15 protein-coding genes are annotated in these 17,572 nt (G+C 61.9%); 7 read left to right on the top strand and 8 right to left on the bottom strand.

The genetic code is table 11. The features are described 5' to 3' along the window. Positions 1–8: 8 nt before the first annotated feature. Complete coding sequence (locus tag HDE77_RS13115; RefSeq protein ID WP_184418062.1) at positions 9–164, bottom strand: hypothetical protein; 156 nt, start codon at positions 162–164, stop codon at positions 9–11. Positions 165–417: 253 nt separating this feature from the next. Here HDE77_RS13115 and HDE77_RS13110 point away from each other — a divergent pair, with 253 nt between their 5' ends. Further along, on the top strand, positions 418–774 hold the full coding sequence (locus HDE77_RS13110; protein ID WP_184417861.1) for a DUF1428 domain-containing protein: 357 nt from the start codon (positions 418–420) through the stop codon (positions 772–774). Between the two features lie 230 nt (positions 775–1,004). Here the strand turns inward: HDE77_RS13110 and HDE77_RS13105 are convergent, their stop codons facing one another. Then, positions 1,005–1,616 carry a M17 family peptidase N-terminal domain-containing protein gene (locus HDE77_RS13105; RefSeq protein WP_184417859.1) on the bottom strand — a complete coding sequence of 204 codons (612 nt, stop codon included), beginning with the start codon at positions 1,614–1,616 and terminating at the stop codon, positions 1,005–1,007. 264 nt (positions 1,617–1,880) lie between these two features. Continuing rightward, positions 1,881–2,639, bottom strand: coding sequence for a sulfite exporter TauE/SafE family protein (locus HDE77_RS13100; RefSeq protein WP_184417857.1), 759 nt, complete (start codon positions 2,637–2,639; stop codon positions 1,881–1,883). Positions 2,640–2,966: 327 nt separating this feature from the next. Between HDE77_RS13100 and HDE77_RS13095 the strand changes: the two genes are divergently transcribed. After that, complete coding sequence (locus tag HDE77_RS13095) at positions 2,967–3,356, top strand: VOC family protein (protein ID WP_184417855.1); 390 nt, start codon at positions 2,967–2,969, stop codon at positions 3,354–3,356. A gap of 76 nt (positions 3,357–3,432) precedes the next feature. On the opposite strand, the gene HDE77_RS13090 is transcribed toward HDE77_RS13095, so the two are convergent. From HDE77_RS13090 to HDE77_RS13080, 3 genes are all read right to left on the bottom strand, one after another. Further along, positions 3,433–4,143, bottom strand: coding sequence for a DUF2306 domain-containing protein (locus HDE77_RS13090; protein WP_184417853.1), 711 nt, complete (start codon positions 4,141–4,143; stop codon positions 3,433–3,435). 67 nt (positions 4,144–4,210) lie between these two features. Then, positions 4,211–4,906, bottom strand: a complete 696-nt coding sequence (locus HDE77_RS13085; protein ID WP_184417851.1) for a DUF4386 domain-containing protein — start codon at positions 4,904–4,906, stop codon at positions 4,211–4,213. A gap of 43 nt (positions 4,907–4,949) precedes the next feature. Next, positions 4,950–5,282, bottom strand: a complete 333-nt coding sequence (locus HDE77_RS13080) for a YnfA family protein (protein ID WP_184417849.1) — start codon at positions 5,280–5,282, stop codon at positions 4,950–4,952. Between the two features lie 180 nt (positions 5,283–5,462). On the opposite strand from HDE77_RS13080, the gene HDE77_RS13075 reads away from it, so the two are divergent. Beyond that, positions 5,463–5,843 (top strand): VOC family protein, encoded by a 381-nt coding sequence (locus tag HDE77_RS13075; RefSeq protein ID WP_184417847.1) that lies wholly within the window; start codon positions 5,463–5,465, stop codon positions 5,841–5,843. A 115-nt stretch (positions 5,844–5,958) separates the two neighbouring features. Here the strand turns inward: HDE77_RS13075 and HDE77_RS13070 are convergent, their stop codons facing one another. Together HDE77_RS13070 and HDE77_RS13065 are read right to left on the bottom strand one after the other, a co-directional pair. Further along, positions 5,959–7,944 carry a bifunctional 2',3'-cyclic-nucleotide 2'-phosphodiesterase/3'-nucleotidase gene (locus tag HDE77_RS13070; protein ID WP_184417845.1) on the bottom strand — a complete coding sequence of 662 codons (1,986 nt, stop codon included), beginning with the start codon at positions 7,942–7,944 and terminating at the stop codon, positions 5,959–5,961. 427 nt (positions 7,945–8,371) lie between these two features. Beyond that, on the bottom strand, positions 8,372–8,893 hold the full coding sequence (locus HDE77_RS13065; protein ID WP_184417843.1) for a c-type cytochrome: 522 nt from the start codon (positions 8,891–8,893) through the stop codon (positions 8,372–8,374). A gap of 546 nt (positions 8,894–9,439) precedes the next feature. Here HDE77_RS13065 and HDE77_RS13060 point away from each other — a divergent pair. The 4 genes from HDE77_RS13060 (at position 9,440) to HDE77_RS13045 (ending at position 17,457) form a co-directional block, all read left to right on the top strand. After that, entirely contained in the window at positions 9,440–10,705 is a 1,266-nt protein-coding gene (locus tag HDE77_RS13060) for an efflux RND transporter periplasmic adaptor subunit (protein WP_184417841.1), read from the top strand. Beyond that, entirely contained in the window at positions 10,695–10,838 is a 144-nt protein-coding gene (locus HDE77_RS13055; RefSeq protein ID WP_184417839.1) for a hypothetical protein, read from the top strand. Before HDE77_RS13060 ends, HDE77_RS13055 begins: the two co-directional genes overlap by 11 nt. Positions 10,839–10,853: 15 nt before the next feature. Further along, the gene (locus HDE77_RS13050) at positions 10,854–14,090 is read left to right on the top strand and encodes an efflux RND transporter permease subunit (protein WP_184417838.1); all 3,237 of its coding nucleotides are present in this window, start codon (positions 10,854–10,856) and stop codon (positions 14,088–14,090) included. A gap of 244 nt (positions 14,091–14,334) precedes the next feature. Then, positions 14,335–17,457 carry an efflux RND transporter permease subunit gene (locus HDE77_RS13045; protein ID WP_184417836.1) on the top strand — a complete coding sequence of 1,041 codons (3,123 nt, stop codon included), beginning with the start codon at positions 14,335–14,337 and terminating at the stop codon, positions 17,455–17,457. The last annotated feature ends 115 nt before the right edge of the window (positions 17,458–17,572 follow it).

The raw sequence follows: 17,572 nt of genomic DNA, 5'->3' as shown, positions 1-17,572 counted from the left end.
AAGCTGATTCAGCTGGCCGAGTTCGCGGAAACCGCAGCCGGAGCATGGCTCGCAGCGACATTCGAGACCGTCGTCTGTGTTGTGAGCATGGCACCAAGGGTCAGCACGCAGATCAGCAGGCAGGCGGCGAAAAGGCTGTGCAGCATCAGGGTTTCGAATTTCATGATGGTTCTCCGCGAGTGGGTTGGGAAGCTTTCAAGAGGTATATGGCAAACCCCGTGCCAACCTTTCGAATTCCCCGCAACCCGCATTCCTTTGCCATTTCAACCGTCGCCTCCGGGCAGGAGCTGATGTCCGCGGACGGTGTTGGTATTGTCCGGACATGCGCGGACAGCGGACAGTGCATATCCGCGATCGATCCGCAGCAGACCATTTGCTTTCTCTCGAGCTCAGACGCAGCCCGAAGGAGTTTCAACCATGTACGTCGCTGGCCTGGTTATCCCCGTGCCCGAGGACAAGATGGATGCCTATCGCCGATGGGCTGAAAACGGGGCGAAGATCTTCAAGAGCCATGGCTGCCTCGAGATCGTCGAGAGTTGGGAGGACTACGTCCCCGATGGCAAGCAGACCGACTTCCGGCGCGCCGTCGCGGCAAAAGACGGTGAGAAGATCGTATTTACCTGGCAAATCTGGCCAGACAAGGCGAGCTTCTACGCGGCCGAAGCAAAGATGCACGAGGATGGATCTCTGGACACGCCCGACGAACCGCCGTTCGACGCCGGACGTCTCATCCTGGGCTGCTTCGAGCCCATCTTTTCGATGGGCAGAGATTGACATCGCAGCCGCAATAGCGTGTGTCGCCATGTTGCCGGCGGCCCCACATCAGTGCCTTCTGGCTTTCCGTGTAGCACACCGGGGTCCTGGTGCCATGGGCACAGTCCCTCAGCTTGCGCGCCAATAGCTGCAACAGTGGTCACATCGCTATCCTGGAATCGAGACGCGATTCCTTGCGATAGCCCCAACTACGGTTATACGAGGGCCCGCACACGCTCACATCGCTCCCATCAGGCGGCAGGGATGAGCGCCGCGAACGCGGCCTGGAAATGTGCGGTCACGCTGTCCATGTGCGCCGGGCCGACGTCGAATACCCACTGGCGAAGTGAGTGCGGCGGAGCCAGGCCCGTGGCGGCTATTTGCACCTGCGCCGAAATCGCGCCAACCACCGCTTTCAGCATCAGGGCAGCGACGTCGCCCGTGGCGCTCGGCGCAAGCCCCGCATCAAGCAGGCTGGGGGCGAAAGCTGCACTCTCTATTCCGTGCTGCATGGCGGCACGAACCGCGGTAGCCGCCGCCTCTGCGGTGAGCGCAGGTGACCAAGTTGATGGATCGCCAAGCCCTACCACCATGACGGCCCGAGCGAGGACGGTCGCCGGCAGCCGGCTGAGCAAGAGCGTCTCCATGGGCTGAGCCCGAAAGTATCCCGCGCGCCGAAGCTTGGTCAGCGTACCGCCAAGCGCGTCATCCAGATGGCGCAGACCGCCCGCCGGACCGGTATCAGAGAGCTCGCGCTCAAACATGCAGGCAAAAGACAGGTCGACTGCCGCCATCACTCCGTCCCAGGCCGCGACGGTAAGGGACACACCATGCAAGACACCAATCGTTCGCTGCTCAGTCATGCTCCGAGCCTCCCGGGGCCAAGGCCAGATCATAGCGTTGTGCCAGCCTGCTCGATGGCGAGCGCCATCGCCATCATCAAACGATCATGTCGATTCGCGTTGCACATATGCATGCGCGCATCGAGCTTGGCCGAATGTCCGGTCTGGGCAAGCGGTCCTTGTTCACCGGACATCCAGGCGGCAATCTCATGATGTTGGCTTCCGGCGGCGACCTGAAGCGGTCGATGCACGATGGCCGAGGGGCTGGCGCGCCGCTGAGCGCGCCTACTTCGTCACGAACAAGCCCACGGTCAGCGCAATTCCGATACAGACGATAGCGATGCGCAGTACCTTCTCGTTGACTCGATGCAACAAGTGGGCGCCGATCTGGCCGCCGATGATCGCAGGGGCTGCTACGCATGCGATCAGTGACCAAGGAAGGGCGCGAGACTGCACCAGGAAGATCGCCACTGCTGAGGCGTTCATCACCGCTGCCAGCACGTTTTTGGTTGCACCAGCGACGCGCACGCTCAAACCCGTCGCAGTAAGTGCGGCCAACATCAGAATACCGATGCCGCCACCGAAATAGCCGCCGTAGATGGCGATGCAGAACTGCACAACCATGGCAAAGTGTCTGTCCAGTGCCGGTTTAGTGCCGTTGTTCGGTAGCTTTCTCAAAAAGCTACCCCAGGCGAATACGACTGTGGCGAACAACACGAGATACGGCACGAGCCGGGTAAACACGCTGACCGGCGTCACAAGCAGTAACACAGCCCCAAACGCGCCACCGACCAAGCTGATCCATAGCAGCAGGCGGAACGATAAGCCCTCGGAACCCGCAACGTCCGCGCGTCCAGCCAGCCCCGTGGTCACTTGGCCTGGAAACAGCGCAATGGTGGAAGCGATATTTGCCGCGCGGGGATCGAGGCCTGCGAACAACAGTGCCGGAAAGGTAAGAAAGGATCCGCCTCCAGCCAAAGCGTTTTGCACTCCGGCAGCGAACGATGCAAGGATCAATTCCAGCCAAGACCATGTCGGGTGCATACGAGCTCGTCGGATGATGGCGCATCACTATGCGGGACTTCACATCGACCGGAGGGCGACCCCATCCGGGGCTTTGACAATACCTGATCAAGGTATCGGGCTGACGCTAGATGCACCACGCCAAATTGCCTCCAGTTCTGGCAATGCGTCATGCGATCCGTTTTGGTGGAACTCAAGGCTTGCTGCGGACTTCCACACTACGCGCCATACTCGGCAGCTTCTTTCCCTCGGCAAGCGGGGAAAGTCCGCTCCCTTCAATCCGAAGCGGACATCGTGCGGCACTTCATGTGCCGCGATTCGGCAATTAGGCCCTAGGAGGATACCCAGATGAAGCGCACGTGGACGATCATCGGGGTAGGTGATGTGGCTGGCAGCTTCAAGTGGTACCAGTCGCTCTTTGGACTGCCACAGACGCAACCTGCCCATGACGACTTCGGGCAGATTCTCGACTCGGATGGCACGGTCTTGCTCTGCCTGCACGAGTGGGGTGCCCACGAGCATCCCACCTTGATGAGGCCTGATCGCGCGACGCCTGGCAACGGCCTTCTCTTGTTTTTTCGTGTGGACGATTTCGAGATGGCCCTGCCAAGGGCACGCGCTCTCGTCACCAGGCTCGAAGAGGAGCCCCGCATGAACCCGAACACGGGAACCATGGAGTTCTCGCTCCGAGATCCTGACGGGTATTACGTCATGATCAGTGCGCTTTCTGCGGCCTGACCCATTCAAGCCGACTTGGGCGAAAGCCGGGCCGAAGGGCTCAACCTACGCGTTGAATGTCCGCTGGTTCTTATCCCTAACGCAGTGAGCGATCTGCTTTGTGGTGTGGATCATCTTTGAACCAGTTCGTGAACCGAACGCGTATCAGCCAAAAGATCATTACCAGCAAAGGCGCAATCCCCAACGCCAGGAGGAGCGGCGATCCGTGCATGTACACGGGCATGACCTTCTGCTGTCCGAGAAAGAAAAAGGATGCTGCAAAAAACAAGGCGAAGCACATACGCCACAGATGCCGCGCGATACGGCGTACGCCGGAAATGCCACCTCGCAGGATCATCCTGAGGTCCCCGGTGGCGGCGAACGCCGCAAATGCAGCGAAGACAAAGTAAGGCACGTATCCGCCGGGCCGCGTCATCGGGATGCTTGCCGCACGCAAGCCAAAGATCAGCAGAGCAGCGGTTACACCCAAGGCGACGAGAAGCGCGCCCTTTTCGAATCGCCCAATGCATCCCTCCTTGCGCCTGACCGTCATCCAGGCGGTGGCCACGAGGTAGATGGTCAAAATCCCGACAGAAACAGAAGCGCTCGGCGGCGCGCCTCCAGCGGCAGTGGGCGGCACAAAAATGGCCAGATATATGGCGAGCGCGGACACCGTAAGCATGGAGAGAAAAAACACGGTGCCGAACGCCCGGTGCAGGCGTTCGCCCTTGCGAACCGACAAGGCCGCCGCGCCGGAGAGTATCCCGACGCAACCCGCGCTGACATGGACAATCAAAAGTGGAGACACTTCAGCACCCGGCGACTAGCTGCAACAGAACGGCAATCGCAATCCAGAGTATGTCGATTGTGCCTATTTATCGGACATGGGGTATCCGTTCCTTCGCGCCCATGATCAAGAGCCACAATACGAATGCCAACTCTCCGAGTCGGGCAGGGGAGCCAAGATTGAAAATCGTATCCTCGAATCGCGGAAGCCATTCGCCGGTGAAGCTCAGGGCCAGGTAGGAGAAGCCAGCGATGACGAGCCAGACGCCCAGGAAGCGGGGCAGAAAGCCCGACCGCAGCGTCAGGATAGCCAGCGGGAACAACCACAGCCCCCATAGCACCTCGGCGGCAACGTCCATCTGATGATGCAGACGAAGGAACAGCAAGGCCAGGGCGTCGCGCTGAGGTTTCTCGAATACCGACAGAAAGTCAGCGCCGCGGACAAGGATCAATGCAGCCGCGTCATTCACGACGTTGATGAGGTAGATTACGCCCGGCATGACACCCCCCAGGATCACCATCAGCACAGCTTGCGTTTGATCCACTCCCTTGAACAATCGCCAAAGGGCCAGCATCAGGTAGATCAGGAGGGCCGCGCAGAAAAGGCAGGTGACGATACCAAAGCGGAAAAGGGATTCGTGCGCGGCGATGTTGGCAGCGGTAACAGTGGCGTCGGTGTTTGCGAACAGAGTATGAGGAATGTAGATAAGGCGGATGGAGCCGGCGAGGATGAGCAGCAGATACAGCAACCCCGCGACTCTGGCGTTCTTGCTGAGTGAGGTCATGTCTTCTCTCCCGAGCAACTATGATGAATGGCCGTGACGGTCGTTACGTTTGGGGCTGCAGGACGATGATTGCCATACCCAGGAGAGCCACACCTGCTCCGGTGATGTCCCATCGGGTTAACACCGCGCCATCGACAAATCGCAGCCACAGCAACGCGACCGCAATATAGATCCCGCCATAGGCGGCATACGTTCTTCCGGCGGCGGCAGGGTGCAGCGTAAGCAGCCAGGAAAATAGGCCCAGCGAAACGGCTGCCGGCACCAAAAGCCACACGGATTTGCCCTGTTTCAATACGAGCCACGGCAAATAACAGCCGATGATCTCGGCGAGTGCCGTCATCACAAACAGTGACGCTTGTTTGAAGAAGTCCAACATTTCTCTTCCAGGGCTGAGTTCAGGGCGACCTAATCGTGTTCGTATGGTGCCTCAAATCTTCGAAAGGTCGGCTTCTGGTCAGGCGCAGACGTTGCGCCGCCGAGGTCGGACTGGCACGCTGCCCGCCACCCAAGGCCGACATCTTCACATTCCACGCAACCTAATTCGGATGAGGAAGTTATGCACCATTCCCGTCTTTGCGCGCTGCTCATCGATTGCAATACGTCCGATATCGACAAGGCCGCCAGCTTCTGGACTGAAGCATTGGGGCGGCCGATCGACCTGGATCATCCAGGCACTCGCGGCAATTACCGCATGCTGGAAACGCCCGACGACGAACCCATCGTTGAGATTCAGCGCGTCACGCATGAGAGCAGGGTTCACGTAGACATTGAGACCGACAACATTCCCGCCGAGGTGGCTCGCCTGGAGAAGTTAGGGGCTCAGGTCGTGGATCGCCTTGAACGTTGGGTCGTGATGCAAGCACCTACGGGGCAGCGCTTCTGTGTCGTCCGGGTACAGCGACCGGGGTTCCCCAAGAATGCCAATCGCTGGGACTAACTTGCGCTGGGCCAGTGGATGGATTTCACACCTTTCCATTGAGTAGCCAGTTACGGGCGCCGATGGCTTCCGGCTGATAACCGACATCGCCCGTCAGCTCAAAGACGTACCGTCATCATCGCGACAGATCGATCGCGTACGTCGCGGTGCCGTCGCCGTTGTCCTTGATCTGGCGAATGTGCCTGAGTCCTGCTGCCTGGGCCACATCCTGTTTGCCTGCGGCACCCTTGAACACGATGGTGCCATGAGCCTTCAATGGCGCGAAATGCCATGAGGTGGGTTCGAGATCCTTCGCGCTGAGCTCTTGATGGCGTTGCAGCCATTTCACCAGGATCTCGCGGGTGCCGTCCGGTGCGGACAGCACGATGTTCTTGCCGTCGAGGCCGGGAAAGTTTCCGCCGCCGCTGGCACGGTAGTTGTTGGTGACGACGATGAATGGCTGGGTCAGCGCGACGGGTTTGCCGTGCCAGGTCAGCGACGTGATGCGTTGGCCCGCGGGCTTCGACACGTCGATGACGTAGCGGATACCGCCCTGGATCTGGTCGAAATTGAAGCCGGGGTAGTGGTCGTTGATCAGTGTCTGTTCGCCGTCCCTGGTCGGGTCGATGCGGTTGAAGCGTTCGGCGGATTTTTCCAGCCACGCCTTCAGGACGCTGCCGTCGATCTTCACTGCGGCCAGCGTGTTCGGATAGAAGTACAGGTCGGCGGCACTGCGCACTGTCAGCGCGCCAGAGGCGACGTCGGTGTAGTCGTCGGGTCCGCCGAAGCCGGTGCGGAAGGCGGCAGCGGACGACAGCACCGGCACCTGGGCAAGCTCGGGATGCAACCGCGGCAATTCGGACCGCACGTAGTCAGCCTGCGCGGCGTTGATGGCGGCCAGTGCGGTCATGTTGCCTTCGTCCGCAAAGTAGCTGCTCATGCGCAGCGTGCTTTCGCCGATCGGCGTGTTGACGTATGCGATCGCCGCTTCATGCACGCTCTGCACCAAAGGTGCGATCCCGGGATCGGCCGGCACGCATTGATTCTTCTGCGCACAGATCGGTCGCACTTCGCTATGCGTGTTGTCGAGGTCGACCACCCAGCGACCCTGCTGCCGATTCAAGACCAGCTGGATAACGCCCAGGTCCTTGCCGAAGAAGCCACCCATGACGGCCGGCACGTTGCGCACGAAGCCGCGCCGGGCGTCGACGTCCTTCATGCCTGCGTAGCGCGGACCGGGAAATTCGGTATGCGCGTGGCCGAGCAGCAGCACGTCGATGCCCGGAACGCCGGCCAGATACCAGCCGCCGTTTTCCATCTCCGGTGTGTATGGCGCGGTATCCAGTCCACCGTGCAGGATCGCCACGATCACGTCAGGATGCTGCGCTTCGAGTTGCGGCAGATACTTCTGCGCGGCCTCGACCACGCCGCTGACGGTGACCTTGCCGGCCAGGTTCTGCTTGTCCCACTGCATGATGGGCGGCGGGGTGAAGCCGATGATGCCGATTTTCAGCGGCACCTCGACCTTGCTGCCGTCCTGTGTATAGGCCTCGATGGTTTTGGTGAGCACAGCCCACGGCTTGAAGATCGGGGCGCCGTCGCGCGTGCTGTCGACGTTGGACAACACCAATGGGAAGTGCGGTCCGGCGCAACGGTTCGCGCGCGCGCCATCCACGTTCATTGGCGTGCCGGTGACCTGCGACAGAAAGCCAAGACCGTAGTTGAACTCGTGGTTGCCGATGGTGCCGCCGTCATAGCCGATCGCATCCATCGCCTGATAGATCGCCAGTTCCTGCTCGCAGGCCACGGGCTTTACCAGCGCCTGATAGTCGGCCGGTACGCTGCCTTGAATGGTGTCGCCACTGTCGAACAGGAAGGTGTTGGGAAACTCAGTGCGAGCGCGGCGGATCAAGGTCGCGGTACGCTCGAAGCCGAGCGAATCGTCCGGCTTGAGCTTGTAGTAGTCGAAGCTCAGCACGTTTGCATGGATGTCGGTGGTTTCAAGGATCGCCACGCTCGCTCGCGCGCCATCTGAAAGTTGGATCGGCTTGTGGGCTTGGCTGACGCAGCCGGCGAGCAGGGTGACTGCCAGGGTGACAAACGGGGCGAGGCGAAGCGACATGGTGGTTCCGTGAGATGCGTGTAGGCCTTGAGCGTAAAAACTAGCAGATCGCGATGACAGATCTTGTCTGGGGTCTTGTGTCGCGTAGCCGCAGGCCTTTTTTGCTCCTGCCCCTGCTTGCAGGGGGAGGCTGGGAGGGGGTTAGGCTTTTGACCTTTGGGCGAAGAGCGACCCCGCCCCAGCCCTCCTCTGCAAGCAGGGGAGGGAGCACATCCGCCGAGTCGTGCGCTTGTCGGTTGGGGTGAGCATAGCGATGCCCAACATGGCGCCGAGGTGAAGTTGGGCATCGCTATGCTCACCCCAACCTACGGCGTGGATTCCCCGCGAGTACCGGTCCCTTATCCCAACCTTCTCCCCGTCGGGGAGAAGGGGCAAATGAAAACGCCGCCCGAGGGCGGCGTTGGATGTTGCTTTGTTGAAGCGGGCCTTACTTTGCCTGGCCGACGATCCAGGTGACGGCGGCTTTGACCTGCGCGTCGGTCAAGGCGGGGTTGCCGCCCTTTGCCGGCATGAAGTTGCCATCCGGACCGTGATAACCCTCGGTCGCATGCTTGATCAGCGTGTCGAGACCCTGGGCGATGCGCGGACCCCACATGCTCTTGTCACCCAGCTTCGGCGCACCGGCGACGCCGGCGGTGTGGCAGCTGGTGCACAGGTTGTCGTAGATGGTCTTGCCGTCGGTCGTGCCACCGTAGGCGACTTGCGACGCGGCGGCCTTGGTGGCGGCATCGGCCGCGGCCTGCATCGCGGCGCGACCGGTGTCGCCGGCATACACGGCGCCGGCCGGGGCAATCCGCTCGGCGATCTGGGCCGTTTCGTTCGGATTGGTTTCATGCGGCTCGCGCTGATAAATCTCGAAGCCGGCGAAGATCAGTACCAGCGTCAGCACGGCCAGACCGCCGATCATCAGCGAAAGTTGGCGGATGGTTGCCTGGTCGGATTTGCTCATGGGACCGCTCACGCACGTACTCCTGTCAGTAGGTCAGCCGGAAGGCCACGATGGCTGCTCCGGCATGCCTGAATGCTTGCACTGTTGCACCGGCCTGGCGAAATCAGCCCGGCGTGGATTACCGCACCGCAGATGGGCGGTATCGATTGCCATGGTGCCGACAGACCCTGATCTTGGGGTCGGACAGACAACCAGTCGCGGATTATAAACGAAGCGCGCGGCAAGTTTCAGGCCTTCCGGTAGATGGCTGCGAGACCCTGGTCCAGACGAGGCCGTTGTCATCGGAGTCGGCGAAGTCGCGCCGATGCCTCAAATACGCCTTGAAACCACGGTTTCCCCTGCCATCGGTCATGCCTTACCCCTGTCAACCGGCATTGTTCAAGGTCGTTCAACAACCCCTATGCTTTCACCCCATGAGGAGCCCGTCGGACGAAAGTCGCCGGCTGGGGGAAGCCCGACAAACTCCGGACACATCCGACATATGAATATATATATGCTGCGTTGTTGTGTGCGGGGTAGCCACACTGTTTAACCCAGGAGTTTTACATGTCGCGTTTTTGGAAGATCGCGTTGATCGTCGTTGCCGTGATCGTGGTGGCACTGATCGGTTTCCGCCTGCTGCACAAGCCTGAAGGCGCGGCTGGCGAAGGCCATCATCGGCAGGGTGCGGGTCAGGACAAGCAGAGTGCATCGGACAAGGCAGCGAATGGCCAGGACAACGGCCCGGTGCCGGTCACGGTCGAGCCGGTGACCAAGCAGAATGTGCCGGTCTATCTCACGGCACTCGGCACCGTGCAGGCGCTGAATACGGTCACGGTGAACGCACAGGTCGCTGGCCAGATGCTCTCGATCAATTTCAAAGAGGGCCAGCCGGTCACCAAGGGCCAGGTGCTGGCGCAGATCGACCCACGCACGTTCCAGGCGGCCTATGATCAGGCAGCGGCCAAGCAGAAACAGGACGAGGCCCTGCTGGGCACCGCGCAGAGCACGCTCAAGCGCAACCAGGCGCTGGTCGCCAACGGCTACGTCGCTGCGCTGGACATGGACACTTTCCGCAACAACGTGGCCCAGCTCGAAGCCACCGTGGTCGCGGATGCGGCGAACGTCCGGTCCACGAAAGTGCAGCTGGATTTCACCAAGATCATCTCGCCGATCGACGGCGTTGCCGGTATCCGCAATGTGGATCCGGGCAACGTGGTGACCACCACCACGGCGATCGACACGCTGACCCAGATCCAGCCGATCTACGTGGTATTCAATCTGCCGGAAGTGAACCTGGAGATGGTGCGTGGTGCCGCCAAGGGTACCGATCCGCTCGAAGTGATCGCGCTCGACCGTGCCGACGCACACCCGCTCGATACCAGCGGCGTGCTGCAGGTGGTCGACAACCAGATCGATATCACGACCGGTACCTTCAAGCTGCGCGCCGTGTTCGCGAATCCAACCAGTAGCCTGTGGCCTGGCCAGTTCGTCAATGTGCAACTGAAGGTACGTACCGTGGACGGTGGCCTGGTGGTGCCGGCACAAGCAGTGCAGCGCGGTCCGGATGGTGATTACGTCTATCTGGTGCAGAGCGACCAGACGGTGAAGATGCAGCCGGTCAAGTTGGCCGGTGAAGTCGGCGACAGCCACGTGATGATCAGCTCCGGCCTGTCCGTGGGCGAGCAAGTGGTGACCGAAGGCCAGTTCCGCCTCAAGCCGGGCAGCAAGGTCAATGCACTCAAGCCGGGCCAGGTGCCGGCGACGCCGACCAGTGCCGAACTGGACAAGGCCAAGAAGAACCAGAGCGGCGGCAAGCGTCATGGTCAGTGACGTCGGCGCGCTGCTGGCGGTGAAGGGCGGCCACCCAGTGGACGACTTCACCGCGGCGCTGCCAAGGACGACTTCGCCGCGGCTGTTTGCCGCCCCTGTTCCACTGAAGGTCGCCCGCGACCTCGCCTACTGACGGTTCCGACGCCCCATGGGATTCTCCACGCTCTTCATCCGCCGACCGATCGCCACCTCGCTGTTGATGGTGGCGGTGCTGCTGCTCGGCATCCTCGGCTACCGGCAATTGCCGGTGTCGGCGCTGCCCGAGATCGAAGCACCCAGCCTGGTGGTGAGCACCCAGTATCCGGGTGCCAGCGCCTCGACGATGGCCTCGCTGGTCACCACGCCGCTGGAGCGCCAGCTCGGACAGATCTCCGGGTTGTCGATGATGACCTCCGATTCGTCGGCGGGCCTGTCGACCATCGTGCTGCAGTTCAACATGGACCGCGACATCGATATCGCCGCGCAGGATGTGCAGGCGGCGATCAATCAGGCGCGCGGCACGCTGCCAAGCACACTGCCATATCCCCCGGTGTACAACCGGGTGAACCCGGCCGATGCGCCGATCATGACGCTCGAGCTCACCTCGGACAGTCGACCGCTGCGTGACGTCAACGATTACGCCGACTCGATCCTGGCGCAGAAACTGTCGCAGGTGCAGGGCGTGGGCCTGGTCTCGATCGCCGGCAATGTTCGGCCGGCGGTGCGCATCCAGGTCAATCCGGCGCAGCTGGCCAACCTCGGCCTGACCATGGAAGACGTGCGCAACGCGTTGACCGAGGCGAACGTCAACGCGCCCAAGGGCACGCTGAACGGCACCACGCAGTCCTACACCATCAGTACCAACGACCAGCTGGCCACCGCTGCCGAATACAAGAACACCATCATCTCGTACAGCAGCACCACCAATGCGCCGGTGCGTTTGTCCGATGTGGCGAACGTGGTCGACGGCGTCGAGAACGACCAGCTCGCCGCCTGGGCCAACGGCAAGCCGGCGGTGCTGCTGGACATCCGTCGTCAGCCGGGCGCGAACATCGTGCAGACGGTGCAGCAGATCCGGCAGATCCTGCCGCAGCTGCGCAGCGTGCTGCCGGCCGATGTGCACCTGGGTGTGTTTGCCGATCGCACGATCACCATCCGCGCTTCCGTCGAGGACGTGGAGTTCACCCTGCTGTTGACCATCGGCCTGGTGGTGGCGGTGATCTTCGTGTTCCTGCGCCGGTTGTGGGCCACGATCATTCCGTCGGTCGCGGTGCCGTTGTCGCTGCTCGGCACGTTCGGTGTGATGGCGTTCACCGGGATGTCGCTGGACAACCTTTCGCTGATGGCGCTGACCGTGGCCACCGGCTTCGTGGTGGACGATGCGATCGTGATGATCGAGAACATCGTGCGCTACATCGAGCAGGGCGTTGAAGGCAAGGAGGCGGCCGAAATCGGTGCCAAAGAGATCGGCTTCACCGTGCTGTCGCTGACCGTTTCGCTGACCGCCGTGTTCCTGCCGCTGCTGCTGATGCCTGGTGTCACCGGGCGTCTGTTCCACGAGTTCGCCTGGGTGCTCACCATCGCCGTGGTGATCTCGATGCTGGTGTCGTTGACGCTGACGCCGATGATGTGCGCCTACCTGCTGAAGCCCGATCAGTTGCCCGAGGGCGACGATGCGCACGAGCGACATGCTGCCGCCGGCAAGCAGAATCTATGGACGCGTACGGTCGGCCTGTACGAGCGCACGCTGGACTGGGTGCTCGATCACCGGCCACTGACCATGATGGTCGCGGGCGCGGCGGTGGTGCTTACGGTTTTCCTGTACATCGTGATACCGAAAGGTCTGTTGCCCGAACAGGACACCGGCCTGATCACCGGCGTGGTGCAGGCCGACCAGAACGTGGCGTTCCCGCAGATGGAACAGCGCACCCAGGCGGTCGCCGAGGCGCTGCGCAAGAATCCCAACGTGGCAGGTGTGGCGGCGTTTATCGGTGCCGGTTCGATCAACCCCACGCTGAACCAGGGACAGCTCAGCATCGTGCTTAAGGACCGCGGCGATCGCCGCGGCCTGGATGATGTGCTGGCCAGCCTGCAAAACAATGCGGCGGACATTCCCGGCGTAGAGCTCTACCTGAAGCCCGTGCAGGACGTGACGCTGGATACCCGCGTTGCCGCCACCGAATATCAGTACTCGATGTCCGATGTAAATGCGGACGAACTGTCGACCTATGCGGAGAAGATGACCCAGGCGTTGCGCGATCTGCCGGAGCTGTCCGACGTCGACAACAACCTGGCCAATCAGGGCAACGCGCTCAAATTGACCATCGATCGCGAGAAGGCGAGCCGACTCGGCGTGCCGATCCAGACCATCGACGATACGTTGTACGACTCGTTTGGCCAGCGCCAGATCTCGACCATCTTCACCCAGCTGAACCAGTATCGCGTGGTGCTGGAAGTGGCCCCGCAGTTCCGCACCAGCACCGCATTGCTCAATCAATTGACCGTCAAGAGCAACGGCAGCGGCGCGCTGACAGGAAGCAATGCGACCAGCTTCGGTCTGGCCGCTTCGAGCAACTCGTCGACCAGTACCGGTATCAGCGTCGCCAACACCGGCATCATCATCGGCAACGGTGGCACGATCCCGCTCGCTTCGCTGGCCAATTCCATCAACACCAATGCACCGCTGGTGATCAGTCATCAGCAGCAGCTGCCGGCGGTGACGGTGTCGTTCAACCTGGCGCCGGGGTACTCGTTGTCGCAGGCGGTGGATGCGATCGGCAAAGTGGAGCAGAAGCTGAACTTCCCGCCGCAGGTACGCGGCCAGTTCATCGGCAAGGCGGCGGAGTTCTCATCTTCGCTGAGCAACGAGATCCTGCTGCTGCTCGCCTCGGTGATCGTGATCTACATCGTGCTGGGCGTGTTGTACGAGAGCTACATCCATCCGCTGACGATCATTTCCACGCTTCCACCGGCTGGCGTCGGTGCGCTGCTGGCTCTGATCATGTGCGGCATGAGCCTGTCGGTGGATGGCATCGTCGGCATCGTGCTGCTGATCGGTATCGTCAAGAAAAACGCGATCATGATGATCGACTTCGCGATCGAGGCGAAACGCACCGGCATGAACGCGCATGACGCGATCCGCCGTGCCTGCCTGCTGCGCTTCCGTCCGATCATGATGACTACCGCGGCGGCCATGCTCGGTGCGCTGCCGCTGGCACTGGGCACCGGCATTGGTGCCGAATTGCGGCGGCCGTTGGGTGTATCGATCGTCGGCGGTTTGTTGCTTTCACAGCTGGTGACGCTGTACACCACGCCGGTGATCTACCTGTATATGGAGCGATTCTCCGACTGGTTGGAGCATCGTCGCGAGCAACGCGCACTGATACAGGCGCGGAGCACCACGTGAGTGCGGGCGCCAGGTTCCTCGACGCAGCCATCAACGGTGCGTCGAAAAAGAAGCTGGCAGGAAAGGGGCGGGCCCGCGGGCCGTCGCCCCTTTCGGCGTTTTGTCGAGCGTGATTCAACATGGCGCCATGACTCAACGCGTCGATCCTGACTCAACGCTTTGGCGGCTCGTGCGTTGAGTCACTCATGAAGCGAAGCTACCCTGTCAATTCCCCCCTGCCGTGTGCGGGGGCTGGATCTGCCGCATGAATATCTCCGGTCCTTTCATCCGTCGCCCGATCGGCACCTCGTTGCTGGCGATGGGTGTGTTTGCTGTCGGCATCATCTGTTATGTGCTGCTCGGCGTGGCGGCGCTGCCGAACATGCAGTTTCCAGCGATCTTCGTCACTGCCAGTCAGGCGGGCGCGAGTGCCGGCAACATGGCGTCCACCGTGGCCGCACCGCTGGAGCGGCATCTGGGGCAGGTGCCGGGCATCGACACGATGCGCTCGACCAGTTCGCTGGGCAGTACCCAGGTGCTGCTGATGTTCGACGCCGGGCGAAACATCGATGATGCCGCGCGCGATGTGCAGGCGGCGATCAACGCCGCCGCCCCCGATTTGCCGGCTGGCCTGAACAGCCCGCCGAGTTACGAGAAGGCCAATCCGAACGACGATCCGATCATTGCGTTTGCGCTGACCTCCGACACCCAGTCGGCGCGCGATCTCTACGATGTCGCCGATTCCCTGATGGCGCAGCGGCTGCGCCAGCTTCCCGGGGTGTCCGAGGTGGACATCCTCGGGGCGGCGACACCGGCGGTGCGGGTGGACGTGAATCTTCGCGCGCTGAATGCGATGGGCCTGTCGCCTGACCAGTTGCGCAATGCGCTGACCGCCGCAAACGTCAATGAGCCGGAGGGCTTTTTGTCCAACGGCGTGACCACGATGTCGGTGAGCGCCAATGATGCGTTGCACACGGCGGCTGATTTTGCGCAGCTGGTGGTCGCGACGCACAACAACATCCCGGTGCATCTGTCCGATATCGCCAAGGTCTACGACGGTCTGCAGGATGCGTACCAGGCGGCCTGGTTCCAGGGCAAGCCGGCGATCCTGATGTACGTCTACAAGCAGTCCGATGCCAACATCATCGCCACCGTGGATCGGGTCAAGGCGGAGGTGCCGACACTGCGCAGCTACCTGCAGCCCGGCACCACGCTGACGCCGTATTTCGACGACACGCCGACGATCCGCGCCTCGCTGCATGAAGTGCAGCTCACCTTGCTGATCAGTCTGGCCATGGTGGTGATGGTGATGGCGCTGTTCCTGCGCCGGCTGGCACCGACCCTGATTGCCGCAGCGGCCGTACCATTGTCGCTGGCCGGTGCCGCGGTGGTGATGTACATCCTGGGCTACACGCTCAACAACCTCACCCTGCTGGCGCTGGTGATCGCGATCGGCTTCGTGGTGGACGATGCGATCGTGGTGATCGAAAACATCATCCGCCATATCGATCAGGGCATGCCGCGCCTGCAGGCGGCGCTGGCGGGTGCGCGCGAGATCGGCTTCACCATCGTCTCGATCACCGCGTCGCTGATCGCCGTGTTTATCCCGCTGTTGTTCATGGGCGGCATCACCGGCATGTTCTTCAAGGAGTTCACGCTCACGCTGGTGGCAGCGATCACGATATCGGCGATCGTTTCGCTCACGCTGACCTCGTCGCTGTGCGGACATTTCCTGAGTGGTCACGACGCGCCGGGTGATCCAGCAACGAGCAAGCCCTCGAAGCTGGCCGTCGCGCTGGATGGTTTCCATGAGGGCATGTTGCGGTTCTACAGCCGGGCGCTGGATTTCTCGCTGCGCCACGCGTTGCTGTTCTCGTTGACGCCGCTGATCCTGATTGGCATCACCGTGCTGCTGTTCACCCAGGTCAAGACCGGCTTGTTTCCGCCACAGGACACCGGCCTGATCCGTGGTCGCGCCACGTCGGGTTCCACCGTCTCGTTCAAGGACGCGTCGAACCGCCAGCAGCGCCTGATCGACATGTTGCTGAAGGACCACGACGTCGCCACCGTGGGCGCGCGTCTTGGCAGCAGTCGGCAAGGCGCCAGTGGTTCGTTCGACATCGAACTGAAGACGCACGCACAGGGCCGTCGGGACGACACCTTTGCGGTGCTTGCGCGGCTGAGCGCCAAGGCCGCCAAGTATCCCGACCTCAACGTACGTCTGCGACCGATTCAAGACCTGCCGAGTTTTGGCGGCGGCGGTACCAGCCAGGGCGCGCAGTACCAGATCTCGCTGCAGGGCGACAATCCGGATGAGCTGCAGGCATGGCTGCCCAAACTGGTGGCCGGGCTGAAGAACAATCCCAAGTTGCTCGACGTAGGTAGTGATCTGGACGATGCCGGGCTGCAGCAGAACATCGTGATCGACCGCGACAAGGCGGCGCGACTGGGCATCTCGATGGGCACCATCGACGGCGTGCTGTACGACTCGTTCGGCCAGCGCCAGGTCAGCACGATCTACTCCGATCTCAACCAGTACAAGGTGGTGGTGAATGCGCTGCCGAATCAGACCGCCACGCCAGCGGCGCTGAATCACGTGTACATCCCGACCAGCGGCGGCACGATGACGCCGCTATCCGCTATCGCTCATCAGGTCGCCGGTCTGGCGCCGACCCAGATCACCCACGAAAACCAGTACACCACGATGAGCATGAGCTTCAACCTCGCGCCCGACGTGAGCATGGGCGAGGCACTGCAGATCATCCAGGCCACCGGCAACAACATGCGCATGCCGGGCGACATCAAGCTCAACGTCGGCGGCGATTTCCGCCGCTTCCAGCAATCGCAGAGCGGCATGCTGTGGCTGGTGCTTGGAGCGATCCTCACCGTCTACATCGTGCTCGGCATCCTGTACGAAAGCCTGATCCATCCGGTGACCATCCTGTCCACCCTGCCGGCCGCTGGCGTCGGCGCGCTACTGGCGCTGTGGATCACCGGCACCGAGCTTTCGATCATCGCGCAGATCGCGCTGGTGCTGTTGATCGGCATCGTCAAGAAAAACGCGATCATGATGATCGACTTCGCCCTGGTCGCCGAACGCGAGCATGGCAAGTCGCCGCTGGAGGCGGCGCGCGAGGCCTGCCTGGTACGCTTCCGGCCGATCATGATGACCACCATGGTCGCCATCCTCGCCGCACTGCCGATCGCCATCGGTCTGGGCGAGGGTTCCGACCTGCGCCGCCCGCTCGGCATCGCCATGATCGGCGGCCTGCTGATCTCGCAAAGCCTGACTCTGCTCAGCACCCCAGCCCTCTACGTGATCTTCTCGTGCCTCGCCGCTCGTTGGAAAAGTCGCCGCACCGTCCGCAGCGTCGCCCAAGCTGTATAGAGCGTGCGCGCGAACGCCCCGCTCTTGTGGGAGATTCTATGTTTGCATGCAAGTGGTTTGGGGTAATTTGGGTTGATACTGCGAATCGGTCTTGAGCAGTGCGAAGGCGATACGG

This window comes from Rhodanobacter sp. MP7CTX1, assembly GCF_014205795.1.
Classification (GTDB): Bacteria; Pseudomonadota; Gammaproteobacteria; order Xanthomonadales; family Rhodanobacteraceae; genus Rhodanobacter.
The sequence above is the reverse complement of the archived record's forward strand: the minus strand, read 5'-3'. Positions and strand labels throughout refer to the sequence as shown.